The organism is Rhizobium fabae (assembly GCF_003985135.1).
Taxonomy (GTDB): Bacteria; Pseudomonadota; Alphaproteobacteria; order Rhizobiales; family Rhizobiaceae; genus Rhizobium; species Rhizobium pisi.
Genome location: NZ_ML133647.1, coordinates 74,651 through 98,050, shown reverse-complemented (window position 1 = coordinate 98,050; position 23,400 = coordinate 74,651). Strand labels below are relative to the sequence as shown.

Annotated in this window: 15 protein-coding genes; 10 read left to right on the top strand and 5 right to left on the bottom strand. The window is 62.6% G+C overall.

What is annotated here, in order from left to right:
* Positions 1-123 precede the first annotated feature (123 nt).
* The 5 genes from EFB14_RS06360 to cueR all read left to right on the top strand — a co-directional run bounded on the left by EFB14_RS06360 (position 124) and on the right by cueR (position 13,426).
* Positions 124-5,589, top strand: a complete 5,466-nt coding sequence (locus tag EFB14_RS06360; RefSeq protein ID WP_126823701.1) for an alpha-2-macroglobulin family protein — start codon at positions 124-126, stop codon at positions 5,587-5,589.
* Complete coding sequence (gene pbpC / locus EFB14_RS06355) at positions 5,589-7,670, top strand: penicillin-binding protein 1C (protein ID WP_126823699.1); 2,082 nt, start codon at positions 5,589-5,591, stop codon at positions 7,668-7,670. The genes EFB14_RS06360 and pbpC overlap by 1 nt, the downstream gene beginning before the upstream one ends.
* A 103-nt stretch (positions 7,671-7,773) precedes the next feature.
* A complete protein-coding gene (gene treY / locus EFB14_RS06350; protein WP_126823697.1) occupies positions 7,774-10,383 on the top strand; it encodes a malto-oligosyltrehalose synthase in 2,610 nt (869 codons plus the stop codon).
* A gap of 115 nt (positions 10,384-10,498) precedes the next feature.
* On the top strand, positions 10,499-13,027 hold the full coding sequence (locus EFB14_RS06345; RefSeq protein ID WP_126823695.1) for a heavy metal translocating P-type ATPase: 2,529 nt from the start codon (positions 10,499-10,501) through the stop codon (positions 13,025-13,027).
* Positions 13,028-13,036: 9 nt separating this feature from the next.
* A complete protein-coding gene (gene cueR / locus EFB14_RS06340; RefSeq protein ID WP_126823693.1) occupies positions 13,037-13,426 on the top strand; it encodes a Cu(I)-responsive transcriptional regulator in 390 nt (129 codons plus the stop codon).
* Positions 13,427-13,467: 41 nt separating this feature from the next.
* Here cueR and EFB14_RS06335 read toward each other — a convergent pair whose 3' ends face one another.
* Positions 13,468-13,776: a hypothetical protein gene (locus tag EFB14_RS06335; RefSeq protein ID WP_126823691.1), complete on the bottom strand. Its 309-nt coding sequence runs from the start codon at positions 13,774-13,776 to the stop codon at positions 13,468-13,470.
* 189 nt (positions 13,777-13,965) lie between these two features.
* Here EFB14_RS06335 and EFB14_RS06330 point away from each other — a divergent pair, with 189 nt between their 5' ends.
* From EFB14_RS06330 to EFB14_RS06320, 3 genes are read left to right on the top strand one after another with little or no spacing between them, the layout of a single operon-like run.
* The gene (locus EFB14_RS06330; protein ID WP_125845447.1) at positions 13,966-14,505 is read left to right on the top strand and encodes a sigma-70 family RNA polymerase sigma factor; all 540 of its coding nucleotides are present in this window, start codon (positions 13,966-13,968) and stop codon (positions 14,503-14,505) included.
* Positions 14,492-15,259, top strand: coding sequence for an anti-sigma factor family protein (locus tag EFB14_RS06325; RefSeq protein ID WP_126823689.1), 768 nt, complete (start codon positions 14,492-14,494; stop codon positions 15,257-15,259). The genes EFB14_RS06330 and EFB14_RS06325 overlap by 14 nt, the downstream gene beginning before the upstream one ends.
* Before the next feature lie 20 nt (positions 15,260-15,279).
* The gene (locus EFB14_RS06320) at positions 15,280-15,990 is read left to right on the top strand and encodes a Bax inhibitor-1/YccA family protein (RefSeq protein WP_125845449.1); all 711 of its coding nucleotides are present in this window, start codon (positions 15,280-15,282) and stop codon (positions 15,988-15,990) included.
* A 121-nt stretch (positions 15,991-16,111) separates the two neighbouring features.
* Here the strand turns inward: EFB14_RS06320 and EFB14_RS06315 are convergent, their stop codons facing one another.
* The 4 genes from EFB14_RS06315 to repA form a co-directional block, all read right to left on the bottom strand.
* Positions 16,112-17,239: an RHE_PE00001 family protein gene (locus EFB14_RS06315; protein WP_126823687.1), complete on the bottom strand. Its 1,128-nt coding sequence runs from the start codon at positions 17,237-17,239 to the stop codon at positions 16,112-16,114.
* A gap of 181 nt (positions 17,240-17,420) precedes the next feature.
* Positions 17,421-18,635, bottom strand: a complete 1,215-nt coding sequence (gene repC / locus EFB14_RS06310) for a plasmid replication protein RepC (protein ID WP_126823685.1) — start codon at positions 18,633-18,635, stop codon at positions 17,421-17,423.
* Between the two features lie 154 nt (positions 18,636-18,789).
* Positions 18,790-19,785, bottom strand: coding sequence for a plasmid partitioning protein RepB (gene repB / locus EFB14_RS06305; RefSeq protein ID WP_126823683.1), 996 nt, complete (start codon positions 19,783-19,785; stop codon positions 18,790-18,792).
* Entirely contained in the window at positions 19,782-20,978 is a 1,197-nt protein-coding gene (gene repA, locus EFB14_RS06300; protein ID WP_125845453.1) for a plasmid partitioning protein RepA, read from the bottom strand. Before repA ends, repB begins: the two co-directional genes overlap by 4 nt.
* Before the next feature lie 201 nt (positions 20,979-21,179).
* Between repA and cobF the strand changes: the two genes are divergently transcribed.
* Positions 21,180-21,944 (top strand): precorrin-6A synthase (deacetylating), encoded by a 765-nt coding sequence (gene cobF, locus EFB14_RS06295; protein WP_126823681.1) that lies wholly within the window; start codon positions 21,180-21,182, stop codon positions 21,942-21,944.
* A 73-nt stretch (positions 21,945-22,017) separates the two neighbouring features.
* Positions 22,018-23,400 carry a precorrin-3B synthase gene (gene cobG, locus EFB14_RS06290; protein ID WP_126823679.1) on the top strand — a complete coding sequence of 461 codons (1,383 nt, stop codon included), beginning with the start codon at positions 22,018-22,020 and terminating at the stop codon, positions 23,398-23,400.

The following is a 23,400-nucleotide window of genomic DNA, read 5'->3' as shown; positions in this document are numbered from 1 at the left end:
GATGTGACAACTATACGAAAGGTTTTGTACGGAGATGAAACAACGCTTGAGTTGAGTTGACAATGTCGCGAGGAGTGAGGAGAGTGCCCGCCGGTCAGAGCCAGTATCCTGTGGGGGGAACCTATGTCCGTGCGCTCGTTCTTTGCCTTTGCCGTCATCGCATTTTCCACGATCGCCGTCAGTTTTCCCGCAGCCGCTGCGGACACCAAGCGCGACATCCAGACGATCAAGGACGCCGATTTCTTCGGCTTCGATCTTCGCACCGAGCAGAATGTTTCTCTCGATCAGTGCAAGACCTCCTGCATCGGCGACAAGAGCTGCAAGGCCTTCACCTACAATCCCAAGGTGAAGTGGTGCTTCCTGAAATCCGATTTCAAGACGATGAACGCCTTCCCCGGCGCCATCGCCGGCAAGATCGTCGAGACATCAGCCCAGCAGGAGCCGGATATCGGCGCCGCGCCGCGCCTGACCTTCCTGACGAACGACCTCATCCAGCAGGCCCATGATTTCAAGGACAATCTCGAACTCGCCGACGACCAGCAGGGCCAGGGCGTCGACAGCCTGACGGCCAATGCCCGCATCGATCTCACCGGCAATAATCTTGCCGACGCGCTGAAGTCCTTCCATGGCGCGCTGTCGATCACGCCCGGCGATGCCGATCTCTGGCTCGAAACCGCGCGTGCCGCAGCATCGCTCGGCAGCACCGAGAACAGCACGACGGGACAGGCCGTGCTCGACGCCCTGAACGGCTACGAGCTGACGCGCACCACGGCCAAGCGCGCCGAGGCGCTCGCCGTCCTCGCCAACGCTCTGGAGCGAAACGCCAATTACCGCCCGGCGCTCGACGCTTACAAGGCGAGCCTGGCACTCGTCAGCGCCAAGGACGTGCAGGCGGCCTACCTGCAGCTGAAGTCGACGCAGGGTTTCCGCATCACCGAACACACGGTCGATGCCGACAGCGCTAACCCGCGCGCCTGCGTCACCTTCTCCGAGGCACTCGTCAAGACCACCGACTACACGCCTTTCGTGACGCTGAACGGCGCAGCCCCCAAGGCGCTCGAAACCAAGGACAAGCAGATTTGCGTCGAGGGCCTGACGCATGGCGAGACCTACAAGATCGCGTTCCGCACCGGCCTGCCGTCATCAGTCGACGAAGTACTCGAAGCCCCCGTCAGCATCGACGTCTACATCAAGGACCGCACCCAGATGGTGCGTTTCACCGGCGACAGCTTCGTACTGCCCTCGACGGCGCGCCGCGGCATTCCGCTTGTCTCGGTCAACCTGACCTCGGCCAATCTCAAACTCTACCGCATTGGCGACCGGGGCATCGCGCCGCTGCTCACCAACTCCCAATTCCTCAGCCAGCTCGACGGCTACAGCGCCCAGAATATTGAGGATCAGAGCGGCGAACTCGTCTGGCAGGGTTCGATCGACATCGCCAACGAGCTGAACAAGGATATCGTCACCAGCTTCCCGGTCGATGAAGCGCTGCCCGAGCGCAAGCCGGGCATCTATGTGATGGTCGCAACGCCAGCAAGCGGCCCGGCGCAGGAGTGGGATTCGCAGGCGACACAATGGTTCCTCGTTTCCGATATCGGTATCACCACCTATGCCGGCACGGATGGCCTCAACGTCTTCACCCGTTCGCTCGCCTCGGCAAAGCCGATCGCAGGCGTCGAGCTGCAGCTGCTCGCCAAGAACAATGAAGTGCTCGGCACCGCGACGACCGACGAAAACGGCCGCGCCACCTTCACCGCCGGCCTCATCCGCGGCACGGCGGCGCTCACACCCGCCGTCATCACCGCCAGGAACGGCACGTCGGACTATGTCTTCCTCGATATGACGCGCGCCGGTTTCGACCTGTCCGACCGCGGCGTGACCGGCCGCGCCGCACCCGGCGCGATCGATGTGCTGCCCTTCACCGAACGCGGCATCTACCGCGCCGGTGAAACGGTGTATGCGCAAGCGCTCGCCCGTGACACCGACGGCAATGCGATCGAGAACCTGCCGCTCACCTTCATCTTCAGCCGCCCCGACGGCGTCGAAGACCGGCGGATCGTCAGCCAGACCAGCAATCTCGGCGGTTACACCGTCGATTTCCCGACCCAGGAAAACGCCATGCGCGGCACCTGGACGATGAACATCTATACCGATCCCAAGGGCAGCGCGATTGCCACCAAGAGTTTCCTCGTCGACGATTTCGTGCCGGATCGCACCGACATGGAGATCAAGACCGAGGCCAAGGAAATCGGTCCGGATACGCCGGCGACCATCACCATCTCGGGCAAGTATCTCTACGGCGCCCCGGCCGCAGGCCTGACGCTCGAAGGCGACGTCGTCGTCAAGCCGACGCGCGAAAGCGCCGCCTACAAGGGCTTCCTTTTCGGGCTTGCCGACGAAGAGGCGAGCGAGGATTCGCGCCTGCCGATCGACGGCCTGCCGGAACTCGACGAGAACGGCGAAGCCTCGACCGACCTCACGGTCGGCGACCTGCCGGCAACGACCCAGCTGCTCAACGCCACCGTCTATATCAGGATGCAGGAGGCGGGTGGCCGCGCCATCGAGCGCTCTTTGACCATCCCGGTGAAGAACCAGGGACCTTCGATCGGCATCAAGCCCGAATTTTCCGACGACCTGCCTGAGAACGCGATTGCCAACTTCACGGTGATCGGCGTCGATGCCAACGGCCAGAAGCAGGAGACGAAGGGCCTTCGCTGGAAATTCTACAGCCTCAACCGCGAATACCAGTGGTATCGCGAGGGAACGGCCTGGAAATACGAGCCTGTTTACACCGCCGAGCAGGTATCAACCGGCAGCGTTGATGCGACGACGGATGGCGGCAAGATCTCCGTGCCGGTGACCTGGGGCCGCTATCGCCTCGAAGTCGAAAGCCCGGATGCCGACGGCCCGACCTCCAGCGTCGAATTCGACGCCGGCTGGTTCGTCACCTCGACCTCGACCGAGACACCCGACGGGCTGGAGATCGCCCTCGACAAGGACAGCTACAAGATCGGCGAGACGGCGAAGCTGAAGGTTACTTCGCGTTATGGCGGTGAACTGATGGTCACGGCCGGAACCGAAAAGCTGGTCGCCGTGCAGAACGCCACAATCGGCGAGACCGGTGGCGAGGTCGACATTCCCGTCACATCAGATTGGGGTGCGGGCGCCTACGTGACCGCGACGCTCTTCCGCCCCGGCGACGCGCAGGACAGCCACATGCCGATGCGCTCGATCGGCATCAAATGGCTGAAGGTCGATCCCGAGCAGCGCGCGCTGCAGGTAAAGCTCGACACGCCGGAAAAGATGCTCCCGCGCGGATCGCTCGACATCAGCCTGCAGGTGGCCGGCGCCGGCGCCAATGAGGACGCCTATGTGACGGTCGCTGCCGTCGATGTCGGCATTCTCAACCTGACGCGCTACGAGCCTGCGAATCCGGAGGACTGGTATTTCGGCCAGCGCCAGCTCGGTCTTGAAATCCGCGACCTCTATGGCCGCCTGATCGACGGCTCGCTGGGTGCGACCGGCAAGCTCAGGACCGGCGGTGACGGGGGTGCTGTGGCGCTGCAGGCAAGCCCGCCGACCCAGAAGCTCGTCGCCTTCTTCTCCGGTCCGGTGAAGCTCGACGCCGAAGGCAAGGCCAAGGTCTCCTTCGACATTCCGCAGTTCAACGGCACGGCGCGCGTCATGGCGGTCGCCTGGTCGAAGAGCGGTGTCGGCCACGGCGTGAAGGACGTCATCATCCGCGATCCTGTGGTAGTGACCGCGAGCCTGCCGAAATTCCTGGCTCCTGGCGACAAGGCCAATCTACGCCTCGACATCGCCAACACCGATGCACCGGCCGGCGATTACAAGCTGCAACTGACCGGCAATGACGCCGTTGGCATCGAGCAGGCTTCCGCCTCGCAGACGATCCGCCTCGAAGCCGGCGCGAAATCCGAGCTGACGCTTTCGCTCATCGGCAAACAGCCGGGTAGCGGCAGCGTCTCGATCAACCTCTCCGACGCCTCAGGCCTTTCGCTCGACCAGACCGTCGACGTGCCGGTGCGTCCGTCATCGCTGCCGATCACCGAACGGCGGGTACTGGCGCTGAAGCCGGGAGCAAAGCTTACCATCGACAAGAACCTGCTGGCCGACAGCGTGCTGCCCGGCGCCTCGATCAGCGTCAACGTCACCCGCTCGGCGGCGTTCGACATTCCCGCACTGCTGATGACGCTCGACCGCTATCCCTTCGGCTGCGCCGAGCAGACGACCAGCCGGGCGCTGCCGTTGCTCTACCTCGCTGAAGTGGCGAAGCAGGCGGGCATCGAAAACGACGACGACGTGCACAAGCGCGTGCAGGATGCGATCTACCGCGTGCTCTCCTATCAGGCTTCGGCCGGCAGCTTCGGCCTCTGGGGACCGGATTCGGGCGATGTCTGGCTCGATTCCTACGTCACCGATTTCCTGACGCGAGCCCGCGAGATGAAATACGACGTGCCGGAAAGAGCCTTCGTGCAGGCGCTGGAAAACCTGCAGAACACGCTGTCCTATACGACAGACATCAAGGGCCAGGGCGACCAGATCGCCTATGCCGTCTATGTGCTCGCCCGCAACAAGAAGGCCGCGATCAGCGATCTGCGTTACTATGCCGATACGATGATCAACGACTTCCCGACGCCGCTCGCCAAGGCGCATATCGCCGCCGCACTGGCGCTCTACGGCGACGCGCAGCGTTCAAAGAACATCTTCCTCGACGCACTGCAGATGTCGCAGCAGTCGATGGTATCCCGCGTAAACCTCTCCCGCACCGACTACGGCACGATCCTGCGTGACGGCGCGGCGATCCTGGCGCTCGCCGCCGAAAGCCGGCCGGTACCGCCTGTCATCCCGGAGCTTGCTAAGGCCGTCACCAAGGAATGGGGCCGCAGCAAATATAAGAGCACCCAGGAAGAGGCCTGGATGCTACTCGCCGCCCGCGCCATCCAGGGCGGTGACGACGGCCTCAAGGTCGACGTCAACGGCGCGCCCCACACCGGCGCCTACATGGCAAAGATGATGGGCGATGCGCTGAGCGATCATCCGCTGACGCTGACCAACCAGACGAACGACGCGGTTTCCGCCGTTGTCACCACGGTTGCCGCGCCCACCGTGCCGTTGCCGGCCGGCGGTGACGGCTTCACCATCGAGCGCAGCTATTACACGCTCGACGGCGAGGAGGCGAATGTCAGCGAGGCGAAGCAGAACGAACGCTACGTCGTCGTCATCCATGTGCGGGAAAGCAACACCTGGCCGTCGCGCATCGTTATCACCGACCTTCTGCCGGCCGGCTTCGAGATCGACAATCCGAACCTCGTCGACAGCGCCCAGATGACGAATTTCGACTGGATCGGCGAGATCTCGGCTGCCCATACCGAATTCCGCTACGACCGCTTCGTCGCCGCCTTCAACCGTTCCGAAGGCGACGACCGTGAACTCAATGTCGCCTATGTCGTGCGCGCCGTCACCCCCGGCACCTACGACCATCCGGCCGCAAGCGTCGAGGACATGTACCGGCCCGAGCTTTCGGCTCGCACGGCGACCGGCAAGATGGAGGTCGTAACGGCGCAATAATGAGGCTGTGGCGTAAGTTTGCGATCGGATCCGCCGCCGGCGTCATTCTCGCCGGTGCGGGTCTCTTTGCGCTCGATGCCGCCGACCGGGCCTTTCCGCCACCACTCGAGAAGGCGGATCTCGTCTCCGCCGAAGTGCTCGATGCCGACGGGCAATTGCTGCGTGCCTTCGCGACGTCGGAAGGCCGCTGGCGGCTGAAGACGACGGTTGCCGACGTCGATCCGCAATTCGTGCGCATGCTGATCGCCTATGAGGACCAGCGCTTCTATGACCATGGCGGGATCGATCCCTGGGCGCTCGGTCGCGCGAGCCTCCAATTCATCAGCAACGGCCGCATCGTCTCCGGCGCTTCGACGCTTTCGATGCAGGTGGCGCGGCTGATCGAGCCGCGTGCGGAACGCACGCTCTCGGCGAAGCTGCGGCAGCTCGCCCGCGCCTTGCAGATCGAGCGGCGGCTCTCGAAGGAGCAAATCCTCGACCTTTATCTGACCCATGCGCCTTATGGCGGCAATCTGGAAGGCGTGCGCGCCGCAAGCCTTGCCTATTTCGGCAAGGAGCCGCGGCGCCTGACGGTCGCCGAGGCCGCCCTGCTCGTCGCCCTGCCGCAATTGCCGGAACGGCGCCGGCCGGACCGCAATCTCAAGGCGGCGCAGGAGGCGCGCAAGCGCGTGCTCGATCGCGTCGCGGTGGCTGAAGCCGTCGGCGACGGCGAGGCGGAGCGGGCCGAGGCTGTTCCGGTTCCGCCGCGGCGCATGCAATTGCCAGCCCTTGCCGCCCATGTCGCCGAAGCCGCGCTTCGCAAGGAGCCTGATGTCATCAAGCACCAGACAACGTTGAAAAAGCAGGTGCAGCAAGGCTTGGAATCGGTCGCGCGGGCGGCGGCCATGAAGCTCGGGCCGAAGCTTTCGCTCGCCATGGTCATGGCCGATGCGCAAACGGGTGCGATCGTCGGCGAGGTCGGCTCGGCTGACTATTTCGATGCCAGCCGCTCTGGCTGGATCGACATGACGCGCGTCAACCGCTCACCGGGCTCGACGCTGAAGCCCTTCATCTACGGCCTCGCCTTTGAGCAGGGTCTCGTATCCCAGGAGACGATCATCGAAGACCGGCCCGCCGATTTCTTCGGTTATCGGCCGCGCAATTTCGACATGAGCTATCAGGGCGACGTCACCGTGCGCGAGGCGCTGCAGCTTTCGCTGAACGTGCCTGCTGTCAAGCTGCTTGACGCCGTCGGTCCGTCGCGGCTGATGGTGCGCTTCCGCCGCGCCGAAGTGCGCCCGGTGCTGCCACCGAATGAGACGCCGGGGCTGGCGATCGGTCTTGGCGGCGTCGGCATGACTTTGAAAGATCTGGTGCAGCTTTATACGGCGCTTGCCAATCGCGGCCAGCCGGCAAGGCTCGGCGACGGTGTCACCGGCACACCCGGCAAGATCGATGGGGAGCCACTGCTGGAACCGGTCGCGGTCTGGAATGTCGCCGACATTCTCTCGGGCGTCATTCCGCCGGCCGGCGCGCCGCAGCGCGGCATCGCCTACAAGACCGGCACGAGCTACGGCTATCGCGACGCTTGGTCGGTCGGCTATGACGGGCGCTATGTGCTCGGCGTCTGGGTCGGACGACCGGACAACAGCGCCGTACCCGGCCTGACCGGCTATGGCACCGCAGCGCCCATCCTGTTCGAGGGTTTTGCCAAGTCAGGCATCGCAACGACGCCACTACCCCGGCCGCCGGCGAGCGCCGTGCGCATAGCCCAGTCCGACCTGCCGATCAGCCAGCGCCGTTTCGCTGTCAATGCCAGTGGCCTGCTGGTCGCCTCCGGCCGCGAGCCCGCGCCTGCAATCGTCTATCCGCCCGAGGGTGCGCATATCGATCTCGGCGCCAGCGGGGGCGACCTCTCGCCGCTGATGCTGAAGCTCCAGGGCGGTCGCGCGCCCTTCCGCTGGCTCGCCAATGGCAAGCCGCTGCCCGACCTCTCCCGCCGGCGCACTCAGCAATGGCTGCCCGACGGTGGCGGCTACTCGAAACTGACCGTCATCGATTCGGCCGGACGCGCCGCAAGTGTGGGCGTTTTCATCGACTAGCGCATCGTCCTTTGCACGTCTGAAAAAGAGGCGCGGCGCTGTAAGGGAACAAAAAACCGGCCACAACCGTTGAGGAAAGTCTCCCTCCAACGTCAGACGGCCCATGACCCTTCCGACAGCGACCTACCGGATACAATTCCGCAACGGCATGACCTTCGATCGCGCCCGCGGCCTCCTCCCCTATCTCAAGACCCTCGGCATCAGCCATCTCTACGCCTCGCCGATCTTTACCGCCGTCAATGGCTCGAACCACGGTTATGACGTCACCGATGCCAACGAAATCGACCCCGCGCTCGGCGGCCGGGCGGGATTCGAGCGTCTGACGGAAAGTCTTGCCTCGGCGGGCATGGGGTTGATCCTCGACATCGTCCCGAACCATATGGCCGCCTCGCCGGAGAACGGCTGGTGGCGCGACGTGCTGGCATTCGGCCGGCACAGCGCCTATGCACACCATTTCGACATCGACTGGAGCGAGCCGCTGACCCTGCCGCAGCTCGGCCAGGATCTCGATGAGGCGCTCGCGGCAGGCGAGTTGCGGATCACACTCGACGAAACGCATGGCAATTTTTCCTTCGGTTATTTCGAGACATTGTTGCCGCTGAACCCCAAGAGCTACGGGGCAATCGCAAACCGGCTCGACGATCCTGTTGCAACGAGAATGGCGGAAGCTGCGGCCGTGACATCAGGCGAGGACTTCCACCGCGCGATGCGCGACATCCTCTTCGAAGGCGGCGATCGGGCAGTCCTGCGGCAAAAGCTTGATGACATCTCCTCCGATCGCGATTTCCTCGGGAGCCTGCATGAGGGACAGCATTGGCGGCTGACCCATTGGAAGGAGGCGGCGCAACGTCTGAGCTATCGCCGTTTTTTCGAGGTGACCGGACTGGTCGGCACCCGCGTCGAAGATTCTGATGTCTTCGACGATATGCACCGGCTGGTAATCGAGCTGGTGCACCATGGCAAAGTACAGGGCCTGCGCATCGACCATGTCGATGGCCTCGCCGAACCCAAGGCCTATCTCGACATGCTGCGGGCGGCGGCCGGACAGGACACCTATATCGTCGTCGAAAAGATCCTCGGAGTTGGTGAGATCCTTCCGGACAACTGGCCGGTCGCCGGCACCACGGGATATGAATTCATCGCCGCGCTGAGCGAGCTCTTCATTGACGGCGCCGGCCTGCGCATATTGGACGATGCCTATCGCGGCCTCGCCGGCGAAGCGGGTGATCTCGACGAGGGCCGGCGGATTGCCAAGCGACTGATGGTGGAACGCAATTTCGCCGGCGAGACCGGCAGGCTGACGGCGATGGCGGCCAGCATCTTTCCCGAGGAGAAAAGAGACGAGATCGCCGGCGCATTGCGCGAATTGCTGATCGCCTTTCCCGTCTACCGCACCTATGGCGACGGCGGCCCGCTCTCATGGCAGGATAAGGCAGTGCTCGCTACAACCGCATCGCAAGCCATGGCGCGGCTCGATGAGCGGCGTGCGCTCGACCATGTGCTGAAGCTTCTCGAAGGCAAGATTGAAGGCAACGCTGCCCGCGAGTTCCGCATCCGCTTCCAGCAACTGAGCGGTCCGGTGATGGCAAAGGCGACGGAAGATACGCTGTTCTACCGCTATAACAGGCTGCTTGCCGCAAACGAGGTGGGCGGTGAGCCCGGAAGGGCGCCGGGCGGTCCCGAGGAATTTCATCGTCGCATGGCGGAGCGGGCGCGGCTGCAGCCCCATGGACTGTCGGCAAGCGCCACCCACGACACCAAACGCGGCGAGGATGGGCGCGCCAGGCTCTATGCGCTGAGCGAGGGCGCTGATGTTTTCGTGCAGGCAGTGGCGCGTTGGCGTGAAATGAACCGGCCCTGGCTCAAGGATCTGCCGGATGGTCCCGCCCCGGAGCCGAATGTCGAATGGATGCTCTATCAGGCGCTCGCCGGCGCCTGGCCGGAGGATTTCGACAGAGGGCGGACGGAAGAGCTTCGCGAACGCTTCATCGATTATGCGCGGAAGGCAGTGCGCGAGGCGAAACTGCGCAGCGACTGGACGGAACAGAATGCTGCTTATGAGGAAGCGGTCACAGCCTATGCGGCGGCGCTGGTCTCGCCTGACAACGACGCCTTCCTCGAGGATTTCGAAAGGGTGCTGCAACCCTTCATCGCCGCAGGTTACCTCAACAGCCTGTCGCAGACGCTCCTCAAGCTGACGGCCCCCGGCATTCCCGACATCTATCAAGGCGCGGAGGCTTTCGACTTCAGCCTCGTAGATCCCGACAACCGCCGGCCGGTCGATCATGAACAGCTGATGGCGTGGCTTTCTGAAGTCGGACCGATCGCGAAGCTGCAGGCGGCGGCATTGAAGCAGCGCATCGTCGCAATCGGCCTGCAATTGCGCCGGCGGCAGCCAGCCCTCTTTGCCAAAGGCGATTATCTGCCGCTGAAGGCGACGGGCAGCCGGCGCGATCATGTCCTCGCCTTTGCCCGCGTGCATCAAGGCGATTTCACACTCGTCGCCACGCCGCGGCTGATGTTCGGCTGGCTCGACCCCGGCGTGCTCTTTGCCGGCCCGGAATTCTGGGAGGATACCGCGATCGCCGTCCCCTCCCCCCTTCACGGGCTGAAGGCGGATCTGGTGACGGGAAAGACGATCGAGCCCGGAGGCAGCATCTCCGTCGCCGCCCTGCTCGGGAGCCAGCCGGTCGGATTGATCAGCCCGATCTGAGTGTCGGACTTCGCATGCGGCTCAAAAATTCGATCTCGCCGAATTAGTGCTTGACCTTCCAGTTGCTGGAAGGTGGATAAGCTATCCAAATGCCCTCCGGGCACAGGAGATAGTCATGGATATCAAGCACGATCACGATCATCATCACAACCACGCCCCCGGCGACGATCATTGCCATTGCGGCCATGATCATCAGGAGAAGGCTGCCGATGCCGTAACTCGTGACCCTGTCTGCGGCATGACCGTCGAACCGCAGGCCGGCAAGCCATCACTCGATCATGCGGGCCGGACCTATCATTTCTGCTCGGAGGGCTGCCGGACGAAATTTGCGGCGGCGCCGCAGGATTATACCACCGCGAAGGACCCGGTCTGCGGTATGGCCGTCGATCGCTCGACGGCGAAACACTTCCTGAAATTCGAGGGTGAGAAATTCTACTTCTGCTCGGCCGCCTGCCAAGCGAAGTTCGAAGCCGATCCTGCGGCCTATCGCGACGGTAAGCGCCCGGCGGCAAAGCCCGCGCCGAAAGGCACGCTCTATACCTGCCCGATGCACCCGGAGGTGATAAGCGACCGTCCTGGCGACTGCCCGAAATGCGGCATGGCGCTGGAGCCGATGGGCGTTCCTCCTGCCGATGAAGGCCCGAACCCGGAACTCGTTGATTTCAGCAGGCGGCTCTGGGTGAGCGCTCTCCTTGCCCTGCCGCTGCTCGCACTCGGCATGGGGCCGATGCTTGGGCTGCCGCTTCGGGAAGCGGTCGGCGAACCGTTGGCGACGTATCTCGAACTCCTGCTGGCAAGCCCTGTGGTGCTCTGGGCCGCCCTCCCCTTCTTCCGCCGCGCCTGGGCGTCTGTCGTCAATCGCAGTCCCAATATGTGGACCCTGATCGGCCTCGGCGTCGGCACCGCCTATGTCTATAGCGCGATCGCCACGCTTGCGCCCGGCATCTTCCCAATGAGCTTTCGCGGCCATGGCGCGACCGTGCCCGTCTATTTCGAGGCGGCAGCCGTCATCGTCGCGCTCGTCTTCGTCGGCCAGGTCCTGGAATTGAAGGCGCGCGAGCGCACCGGTTCGGCAATCCGCGCCCTGCTCGATCTTGCGCCAAAGACGGCGCGGCGCATCGATGCCGATGGCAGCGAAAACGACGTGCCGGTGGACGAGATCCAGACTGGCGATCGGCTGCGCGTGCGTCCTGGCGAACGGGTGCCGGTGGATGGTTCCGTCCTCGAGGGCCAGTCGACGATCGATGAATCGATGATTTCAGGCGAGCCGCTACCCATCGAGAAGTCGAAGGGCGATGCGCTGACCGGCGGCACGATCAACAAGAACGGCACCCTCGTCATGTCAGCCGAGAAGGTTGGCGCCGACACGGTCCTGTCTCGCATCGTCGACATGGTCGCCAAGGCGCAGCGCTCGCGTGCGCCGATTCAGGGTGTTGTCGACCGCGTATCCGCGTTCTTCGTGCCTGCCGTGGTGGTCGTCGCGATCCTTGCCTTCCTCGCCTGGGCCGCGATCGGACCGGAGCCGCGCATGGCAAATGCGCTGCTTGCCGCCGTCGCCGTCCTGATCATCGCCTGCCCCTGCGCACTCGGCCTTGCAACGCCGATGTCGATCATGATCGCGACGGGACGCGGCGCTCGGGAAGGCGTGCTGATCAAGGATGCCGAGGCGCTGGAACGCTTTTCCAAGGTCGATACGCTGATCGTCGACAAGACGGGCACGCTGACCGAGGGCAAGCCGAGGCTTACCGACGTCATCGCCTTGGGCAGCCTCGAGGAAAGCCGCCTGCTGTCGCTGGCGGCAAGCCTGGAGCGCGGTTCCGAACATCCGCTGGCCGAAGCGATCGTTTCCGGCGCCGAGGAGCGCGGTGTCGCCTTCGTCGAGGTCACCGGCTTCGAGGCAAAGACCGGCAAGGGCGTCCAGGGCCTTGCCGGCGGCACGCAGGTGGTGCTCGGCAATGCGGCGATGCTCGCCGATCTCGGTATCGATCCAGCGGTACTTGCCGAGAAGACAGAAGCCTTGCGCGGCGACGGCAAGACGGTGATGTTCGTGGTGTTCGACGGCGCGCTTGCCGGCCTCGTTGCCGTCGCCGACCGGATCAAGCCGACGACGGCTGCCGCCATCAAGGCGCTGCATGAAAGCGGGCTGAAGATCATCATGGCAACGGGCGACAATGAACGCACGGCGCGGGCGGTGGCAAAAAGCCTCGGCATCGACGAGGTCCGCGCCGACGTGCTTCCGGAAGGCAAAAAGGCGCTGATCGATGAGCTGCGGGCAAGAGGCGCCATCATCGCCATGGCCGGCGACGGCGTCAATGACGCGCCTGCACTTGCCGCGGCCGATGTCGGCATCGCCATGGGCACCGGCGCCGACGTCGCGATGGAAAGCGCCGGCATTACCTTGGTGAAAGGCGACCTCAACGGCATCGTCAGGGCGCGGCGGCTGGCGGAGGCGACGATGCGCAATATCCGGCAGAATCTCGGCTTCGCCTTCGGCTATAATGCGCTCGGCGTGCCGGTCGCAGCCGGCGTACTCTACCCGGTCTTCGGGCTGCTGCTTTCGCCGATGATCGCGGCGGCAGCGATGAGCCTCTCGTCCGTCTCGGTAATTTCAAATGCGCTGAGACTGCGTTTTGCAAAGCTGTAGGAGATGGCGATGAATATAGGCGAAGCATCGGAACGATCGGGCCTGCCTTCGAAGACCATCCGCTACTACGAGGATGTCGGCCTCATTCGCCCCGAAAGAGGTGGAAACGGCTATCGCGACTATGCCGCGACCGACGTCCATAAGCTGCGCTTTCTGCAGCGCTCGCGCGGCCTCGGCTTTTCCGTCGAGGAATGCCGGCAATTGCTGGCGCTCTATGAGGACAAGGATCGGGCGAGCGCCGACGTCCGGGATATCGCCCAGACCAAGCTTGCCGAGATCGACCGCAAGATCCGCGAGCTGACGGACCTGCGCCGGACGCTGGAACACCTGGTGCATGCCTGCCACGGCAACGACAGGCCGGACTGTCCGATCCTCGAAGAGCTTTCGGACGGCAGCTGATCATTTCAAAAGAGCAGTCGTCGCGTTTCAGACGACCTGCATCAGGACAGCTGCGGCATGTTCTGGTTCGCCGCCTGCGAAGATTGAGCTCGCTCTTCGGGCTCCTCGTCTTCGCCATCATCCAGCACACCGTCATCCAGCCGATGCTTGATCGCCAGTGCATAGATCACGTCGAGAATATTGCGGTCCCTGAGATGAGGATCGGTCAGGGCGAGAAGCGAGGCCCGGACAATCTTTTTGCTGGTGGCTTTCGGACAACGCGCCTTGACGAAATCGTAGAGCGCCTGATCCGTCAGTCCTTCCATGGCGCCGTCCACGAGAGCTTCGTAGACCCGCTTCTTTTCCTTCATGCTTTATTTTCCCCTGCAAATCAGCGGCGCCATGATCTGTCATGCAATCGTCATAAACAATCGCCGATTTACGGCGCCTGTCCACTGAAGAAGAATGCTGATGACGATCAGGGCAGCATTTTTTTCGCCTCATCGACTTTTTTGCCCTCAGCCGGGAATAAAATCCGCCGCACGCGCGTATACTCAGTCATGGAACGCAAAGAACGCCCCTTCGACGTCATCGGACAGCTTGCAGCGCTGAGGCGCTATGCTCGCTCGCTGGTGCGCAATTCGGACGAGGCGGAGGATCTGGTGCATGATGCACTGGTGCGCGCCTATGAGAAGCGGAAGAGCTTCCGCAGCGGCGGCAACCTGCGCACCTGGCTTCTTTCCATTATGCACAACGCCCATATCGACCGTCTTCGGCGGAACCGGTCACTGACGCGCCGGCACGACGAGGCGGCGGTCGAGGCCGAGCAGTCCCTGCCGGCCGGTCAGGAACATGCCGTGCGCCTGCAGCAGGTGCGCGACGCCTTCTTCGATCTGCCGGAGGAACAGCGCGAGGCGCTGCATCTCGTGGCGATCGAGGATCTTTCCTACCAGGAAGCCGCCAATGCTCTCGGCATTCCTGTGGGGACGCTGATGTCGCGCATCTCGCGTGCCCGCGCCCAGCTGCGCGAATTTGAGGAGACGATGCCGCGCGTTTCGCATCTGAGATTGATCGGAGGAAACAGCAATGAAGGCAATTGATCCGATCATCGACACCGATCTCGACGCCTATGTGGATGGCGAGCTCGATGTCGCCCGCCGCATCCAAGTGGAATCCTATCTTTCCGAGCATCCGGCGATTGCCGCCAAGGTCATGGCCGATCTCAGCATGAAGGGCGAGCTGCGTCTGGCGCTCGCCGGTGAAAGCGCTTTCGGCCGTCCCGAAACGCGCGATGCCGCTCGCCGGCTGGAACGTGGCCTTTCCTACGGCCGCATCTTCCATTCCATGCAGCGCATCGCCGCAATCGGCATTCTGATCGCCGCCGGCTGGGTGGCGCACAATTCTTTCGGCGCCTTCTCGGCGACGGAGGTCGCGGCTTCCGTTCCGGCGCCCGCCTATGTCGAGGATGCCGTGCGCGCCTATCAGACCGCGGCGCTGCGCCAATCAATGCCTTCGCAAACATCAACCATCTACAACGCTGACGATATTCGCGCCGCCACCGCCATTGTGATGCCCGAGCTGCCGAAGGACTGGAAGGTGGCCGACGTGCAGATCTTCCCTTCCGAATTCGGCCCCAGTGTCGAGATGGCGATCGAGGAAACAAATGGAAAGCGGCTTTCGCTTTTCGCCGTCCGGCCGGGCGCCTTCGAGGTCCAGCCGGTCAGCCATCTCGCACTCGAAAAAACGGAAGCTGCCTATTGGCAGATCGGCGAGGTCGCCTATGCGCTGATCGCCGACGATAGGAGCGTCAATCTCGACCAGGCGGCCGAACGGCTCGCCCGCTCGCTTTACTAGTTCAAACCGAGGAGATCAGTATGAACCCGATCAACCCCCGCTACGGCGCTGTTGCCGGCTCCCAGGCCCTCTTCGACGAGGGCCTGCGCCAGCACATGCTGCGCGTCTACAATTATATGGCGCTTGGCCTCGTCATAACAGGCATCGTTGCCTTCATCGTCGGCTCGACGCCGGCGCTCTATGTGCCGATCTTCAACTCGCCGCTGAAATGGGTGGTGATGCTGGCGCCGCTCGCCTTCGTCTTCTTCTTCTCGTTTCGTATCCAGACGATGTCCGCCAGCACCGCGCAGATCACCTTCTGGGCCTTCTGCGCCGTGATGGGCCTGTCGCTCGCCTCTGTCTTCCTGGTCTTCACCAAGACGAGCATCGCACAGACCTTTTTCATCACCGCGACGATGTTCGGTGCCATCAGCCTCTACGGCTATGCGACGAAGCGTGATCTCTCGAAGATGGGCTCGTTCCTGATGATGGGCCTTTTCGGCATCATCATCGCCGGCATCGTCAACATCTTCCTGGGTTCGAGCGCGCTGCAGTTCGCCATCTCCGTGATCGGCATCGTCGTCTTCGTCGGCCTCACCGCCTACGACACGCAGAACATCAAGGAACAGTATTCGGAAAACTACGATCAGGAATCGAACCAGAAGCTCGCCGTCTTCGGTGCGCTCTCGCTCTATCTGAACTTCGTCAACATCTTCCAGCTTCTGCTCAACTTCACGGGCGAGCGGGAATAGGGACTGCGCTTCTGGGGGCAATGGAAGCGCAAGAGCGCCTGGTCTGCAATCCGTGACAGGATGGCGGATCGGGTGCTCACCTAAAAGGAAACGGCCGGGTCAACGCCCGGCCGTTTTCGTTTCAGATGATGCCCCAGGCGCGATAGCGGCCACGGCCGGTGATTTCGCGGATACCGATCTCGTTGACAAGGTTCAACGCGCCGCGCGGCGTGATGCGAAGATGGCGGGCGATCATCGCCGCCGAGACCATCGGCCGCGACAGGATGAAATCGGCAAGCTCCGGCAGACTGCTGTTCGAACGGCGGCCGCGAAAGCGCAGCTCCATTTGCGTGCGCGCTAGCGACAACCGGTCTATTTCCTTGAGGCCGGCCACGGCACCCAGATGCATCGCCTCCAGAAAGGCTTGCAGCCGTGTCGCTCGGTCGCGCGCCCGGCGGCGCTCATGGCGCACCAGCTTCAGCCCGCCATAAAAGGAAAAGAGATGCGAAGCGACCTTGCCGCGGGCGCGCAGATGGCTTGCGACCAGAAGCCCCCCAAGCCAGTGCTGACGCCGCAACGGCTCGATCCTTTCCCAGGCTTCGAAGAGGATGGCCGCTCCGAGAACCGGTGGAAGGCTATCGGCCAATGGCTGCACGCTTCGCCACTCTGCAAGCCGTTGTTCCTCGTCCCATTCGTCATCCCCGAGCAAACCAAGAGGATCTTCATTGCGCTTGGCTGGAGTAACGGCAACCGCCTCGCCTGCCGATGTTTTCCCCGTATGGATATCGAGCAGCTTTTGCGAGCGGGCAAGAAGCGCATCGATCTCCGCCATCTCGGCGGCAAGCGGCCCGCCCTCATCGTCGCTCTCCTCGTCGGCGTCCACTGGTACTGGGAGGCTCTTTCCTTCCTGCGCTTTCCCCTCCCCGAGCGTAGCGGTCAAGGTCGCAAGCCCCGACATGCCGAGTGCCCAGGAGGGTTCACCGGTCCAGATGCGCCGGCGTGCCCGCAGCACGGAATGAGCGATCGTCAGCTCGTGACTGGGAGCGCGACTATCCATATGCACATCGTGCAAAACGAGATCCTCGACATGCACGAGTTCGCCTGCCACCCAGAGTGCGCCGGCGGCATCGAAGAAATGGCTGCGTTCGGCAAACCCCTCACCGACCACCGAGCGCAATACCCGCTCGTCCAACCGCGCCATCGCATCCTCCGCCGCAGTAAGGGATGGAAGCAGGGTCTGAAGCATCACACCGTCGATAACGTAGCGCATTGTTAAGCTTTACGGTTTTTCACAAATGGAAGCAAAACGCAGGTTTTCTTCCGTCATGTATGACATGGTTAACGGCGTAATTCAAGAAAACTGCGAGGAAGGGAGAGGCCGTCAAGATGTCTGATTGCCCGGCCGCATATCTTCTACCCGCCGCAACTGGCGCGGAGCTTTCCCTCTTTGTTCATCCGGTTTTCCTCGCCGCCGGACCATTTGCCCGCATCAGCGCCATCAGCATCGGCCCGAGCGAGAACTCACCGCGCTCCGCCCGCCGCGACAGGTCGCGCAGGTAGCCGCCGGCCGAGTTGATATGTCCGCCTCTTTCCAGGATGCAGGCGATCACCGTGGCGGCAATTTCAGGCCCCATGATATCGCAGGCCTCCTGATAGGCGCTGGGGCTGACGCCAAGCGTGGAACGAACAATCACGGCCGCGGCCATCAGATCCCGCCAGCTGCCGATCCCGCCACCCGGCCCATAAGCGATAATCTCTGGGCAGGCCTGCAGCACCATGGCAAGGGGGAAGGATTTCGGCGGCTCCCGCCACGGTCGCGCTTCTTCCTCCGGCTTTGCGCCCTGCTTCGGTTCGAAGCTTGGTTCAAGTTCAGATATGGGGTGTGGGTTTGAATTATGTATGTGCCAACCGTTTTGGCCGTCATTGGCGTCTGTTTTTTCTGTTTTCGTCTTCAATTCCAGCGTCTTGACGATCGTCTCACGGAACGCTTCGAGATCCCCTAGCAGGCTTTCCATCTCGGCGGCGGACGGACGGCGTGGCAGGCTTGCAGAAAGCAGATTGAAATGCTTCTGCATCTCGATCCATTCGCCGGCAATTTCCTCTTCCAGTGCGATCTCGATCAGTTTGGCTATGTCACGCCGGCAAAGCGTCAGCCGCTCTCTCAGGCGCTTCCATTCAAGCCTGTCGGCCATCACCCGAGCCGCTTGTGCCTCGATCTCGCGGGCACGCACGAGGAGCGGCGCGATGCTGAAGCCGAAGGCCTCTCCCAATCCGCCTCCGCCGTTCCGGCGGGCAAACCGTTTTCCGTTCGGGCTATCCCTGCGGATGATCAGGCCGGCCTCCACGAGCATCGCCAGGTTCCGCCGCAGCGTCGTGCCGGCCATACCGTGCGTGCGCAGCGAAAGCTGCTCGTTTGAGGGAAAGACGACGAAGCCGTTGACCTCAGCAATCTCGTTCTTCGGATAGAACGTCAAGAGCGCATTGAGAACAGCCAGAGCACGATCGGATACGCCGATCATGTCCTTTGCTTCGCAGAGCGCGCGAAAGATTTTCCACTTGTCGATCGATGCGTCCGGATCGACCTTGCTGGCGTTTTCCTGACTTGCCAGCATGCCAAGCGTCATCGATCGCCGCCCAAAGGGCGTCGATACATATTGAGGCTCCATGTCCCTCACCTTTTTTCAAGGCAAAAGAAACCTACCACCCAAAAGGATGCCGAAGACGCTTGACAGTGATTCGAGGAAGTGCGATTCTCAGATTGTCCAGATATGAGAAAGGCTTCCGCGGCGGCAACGTTCGGAGGCTTTTTTCTTTTGCGGCCTACTCTCCTGCTTGCAACTTGCCGGCCCGATAGGCTTCGTAAAGCTCATCGAGACGGCGTGAAACGTAAGCGCCGAAATCCGGCGCATCGCCTGTTTTCAACGCGATCGTGAAGGAATTGCCGACGCTCTTGATTCGGCCGGCAATCTTGCCGCCGCTCTTCGGCTTCCAGTCATATTCCGTGGCTTCGGGTTTTGCCTCTTTCCTGGCCAGCTCGGCAACCAGAAGCTCGAAACGGCGGTCGCTCTCTTCCGTCAGGAAACCTTCCGAGGCGATGAGCTTTGTAAGCCGCGTCGCCGTCATCCCATTCCAGTCCTGGGCAAGCGCCATCCATTTGCGTCGCCCGATGCCGGGTGCAGCTCCGACCGACCTCACGATATCGGCCGGTATGGCCTTCGCGACGGATATCAGCTTCGACAGCTCCGTCTTGTCGGTCGACAGCGCCTTCATGATGACGGGACGCTCAAAACCCTTGAGCTCGAGATTGAGGGCAAAGACAGCACGCTCAATATAAGAAAGGTTCCGACGCGCCGAATTCTCGATGCCCTGCGCGATGACGACATCGGTATCGTCAAGCTTACGGACGATCGCCTGCACCTTGCGCCCAAGCAGCTTGATGGCCTGCAGGCGGCGATGACCATAGGCGATCTGGTAACGGTTCTCATCATCGGGATGGCGCCGGACGAGGACCGGCACTTCCTGGCCATTTTCGGCAATCGACTGCACCAGCTCGTCTTCCATATCGAGCGGCTGGTCGGCAAGGCGGTCGCGGACGAAAGAGGAATCGATCAGATCGGGGTCGAGCTCGACGATGCGTTCGCCTGACAGCAGGGCCTCCTGCATCGCCCTGCTCTCTTCTTCCATCCGGCCGAGGGTCAGCGCCATCGTCCGGACCGGACCAGCCGATCCGCGCGAAGACGTCTCCTCGTAGTTGGCCGCGGCCAACTCCTGCGCCGTGTCGTCGAAAAGACCTTTCAGGCGATCGCGTCTGCTCATGTGCGGCCCCAGGCTTTGTGAATGCCGGCAAGAACCTCGCTGTTGGCGGCGGTAACCGATTCCAGCGCCCGGTCATAGGTCGAGCGGCGCACCTGCCCCTTCTCGATTTCGTAGAGCGTCTGCTTGGTCAGGCCGGCATCGGCGATCGCCGTCGATTTGAGAATGGTCGCCGTCAGCACGTCGTCGCTGAACAGGCTGCGCAGCAGTGCGACGATCTGCGACTGCGGCGCATCGAAGGGCTCGTGACGGGTGACGATATATTTGATGAAGTCATGCTGTAGATCGCCGCCGGCCTTGCGCACGACGGAAAGCAGATCCGAAGTCATCAGCAGGAACTGCGACATGGAGGCGACATCGACCATCTGCGGATGGATGGTGATCAACAGCGATGTCGCGGCGCAGACAGCGCCGAGCGTGAGGTAGCCAAGCTGCGGCGGGCAGTCGATCACCACCACGTCATAATCGGCCTCGACCTCGGCAATGGCGACGCCGACGCGGCGGAAAAACAGCTCGGCCGGCTTCTGGCGATCGTTGAGCGCTCGCGGCGTTTCATGCTCGAACTCCATCAATTCGAGATTGCCCGGCACCAGATCAAGCCCGTCGAAATAAGTCTTGCGAACGATCTCTTTCAGCGGCTTGCGACCGGCATCATAGCGGATCGCGCCATAGAGCGTATCGCCATCGGAAAGATCGAATTCAGGCTGGACGCCCAGCATGGAGGAAAGCGAGGCCTGCGGATCGAGATCAATGGCGAGCACACGATAACCTTCCAGCGCCAGATACTGGGCCAGATAAAGCGTTGTCGTCGTCTTGGCGGAGCCGCCTTTGAAATTGGTAACGGCAACCGTCTGCAGCTTCTCGCCGGGGCGCCGCCATGGCAGATAGGAAAGCGCATCCTTCGGCTTTAGCTTGGCCATATAGTGGCGCAATTCATTGATCTGCCCGAGCGTATAGGAGCGTCGGCCATTCTGGGAAAGCTCCGGCTGTGGGCCCTTGCCATCCAGCGACAGCTGGCGAAGATAGCCGTCGGAAACGCCGATCATCTGAGCGGCCTCGCCTGAGGAAAATGTGCGCAGCGTCTTCTGCGAAAGCGGCGGAAACAGCTTGTCGCGGAGGAGCTTCAACTGCCGCGAAAGCTGGTTCGCATGCCGCTCGATCCGTACATCTGTCGTCGATACGCTAATGTTGTCCAAAACACCCAATCCTTTTCGATGCGCTTTTCTGTCAACATAGCGTCAAAAAGCGTATCGAAAATGACACGATTCGGGATTTGCAGCAACAATAGGCCCTGGAGGGTCCTTCCGGCCCGGTTGGCCGCGGCCAACTCACTGCCCTACCCTTGCGATGACGCTGCTTTTTCGGCAAGACCGCCAGGAATCACGGGGAGTATCGGCTTGAAGCACATCCTTATCATCGGCATCGGCACGGGCAACCCGGAGCACCTCACCATACAGGCGATCAACGCGATGAATGCGGCCGACGTAATCTTTCTGCCGGTCAAGGGCGCCGGCAAGGAAGAGCTCGCCGAGGTCAGGCGAGAGATCTGCGAACGCTATGTCACGCGGCCGGGCATCAGGATCACTGAATTCCAGGTGCCGCAAAGACAAACGGCCGAGCGAACTTATACGCAAAGCGTCGACGCCTGGCACGGCGAGATCGCACATATCTACGGAGAGCTGATTTCCAGCCTCCCGGATGACGGCAGCGGCGCCTTTCTCGTCTGGGGCGATCCCAGTCTCTACGATAGCACGATCCGCATCATCGAACGCGTGCAGCGGGAAGGCAGCCTGGATTTCGACTGTCGCGTCATTCCCGGCATCACCAGCATTCAGGTCCTGGCGGCCAGCCACAAGATCCCGGTCAATCTGGTCGGCAAACCGATCGAGATCACCACCGGACGCAGGCTGGCGCGGGACGGGCTCCTAACCGACAGCACGATCGTCATGCTCGACGGCGAACAGGCTTTTGCCAAGATCGACGATCCGGATGCGGAGATCTTCTGGGGCGCCTATCTCGGCACCAAGGATGAGATCGTGAGATCGGGACGGCTTGGTGATATCGCCGCCGACATTTTGACGTTGAGGGCCGAGGCCAGGCAACGGCACGGCTGGATCATGGACATTTATCTCCTGCGCAAAGGACGGGATTTCGAGGGATAGCCGGTCCGAACCGCTTCCATCATGCTTTGCCGCGCCGGGCATGATCATGTAAGAAATGGTCAGAGGATTGAGAATGAGGGTTAAGACCGCTGAGGCGAGCGACAGAACAAGCGAGGCGGATACGCACGGTCGCCCGGCGATGGAGATGCGCAGGCGCGGCGCCTGCCCCGCCCTTGCCGCACCGATGCCGACCGGCGACGGCTTGTTGGTGCGGCTGCGACCGGCCGCTGGCGCGTTGACGCTGCCGCAATTTGCAGGCCTTGCCCGCTCCGCCGCAGCGCATGGCAACGGCATTCTCGAGATCACCGCGCGCGGCAATCTGCAGATCCGCGGCCTGCGGCCCGAGACCGCAGGGCAGCTCGCTGCCAATATCGATGCCGCCGGGATCATTGTGCCGGACGGGCCGGCAATCGAGATATCGCCACTCCACGGCATCGATCCGGAAGAGTTGAGCGATCCGTCCGCAATGGAAATGACATTGCGTCGCACCCTCCACGATCTCATTGCCTCGCCGCGGCTCGCGCCGAAACTTTCGCTTGTCGTCGATGGCGGCGGATCCTTCGGCTTGTCAGCACTTTCCGCCGATATCCGCGTCGTCGCGCAATCCCCGGCAGATTGGCTTGTCGCAATCAATGGCGATGGTGAAACCGCAACGCCGGTCGCAATCGGTCCTGCGGAGGCGGCGATAACAGCCGTCGGCGACATTCTGAGCCTGTTGGCAGCCCTGGGGCAGGGCAGGCGGGCACGCGATATCGATCCGGCGCTTCTGCGGGCGCATTTTCCTGCGATGGATGGCATTCAGTTCACTCCGTCCCGGGCGGCGGGGGTATCGCTTTCCGGCCTGCATCGTCTGGCAGACGGCAGAACCGTGCTCGGCCTCAGGCCCGAGTTCGGACAAATGAGGGCGTCCGATCTTTCCGCTCTGCTCGATCTCGCAAAGGTTCATGGCGCAACAGCCATCCGACTTGCGCCCGGTCGCGGTTTCTTCCTTATCGGGCTTCCGGCAGATGCAGTGCCGGCTATGCAGATCGCCGCAGCCAGACTTGGCTTCAGCGCGCAACCCGGCGAAGACACCGAGCACATCGCCGCCTGCGCAGGCGCCGGTGCCTGCGGCTCGGCCTTCTACGAGACGAGAACTCTGGCGCGCCGCCTCATTGCCGCAGCGCCCGCCCTCTTTGACGGTTCGTTGACGCTGCATCTCTCCGGCTGCGCCAAGGGCTGCGCGCATGCTCGGCCCGCCCTGACCCTGACGGGCTCGGCTGAGGGTTACGGCCTCATCCTCAACGGGCTTGCTGCCGATCAGCCGGATGAACGGATCGCTGGCGGTCGGATCGATTTCGCTATAGAGAGGCTCGCCCGAGCCATCGAAGACAACAGAGATGCTGGCGAATCGTCCGCCGCCTGCCTTACACGGCTTGGCACAACCGGCGTTTCCAAGGCGCTGCGACAGGAATAG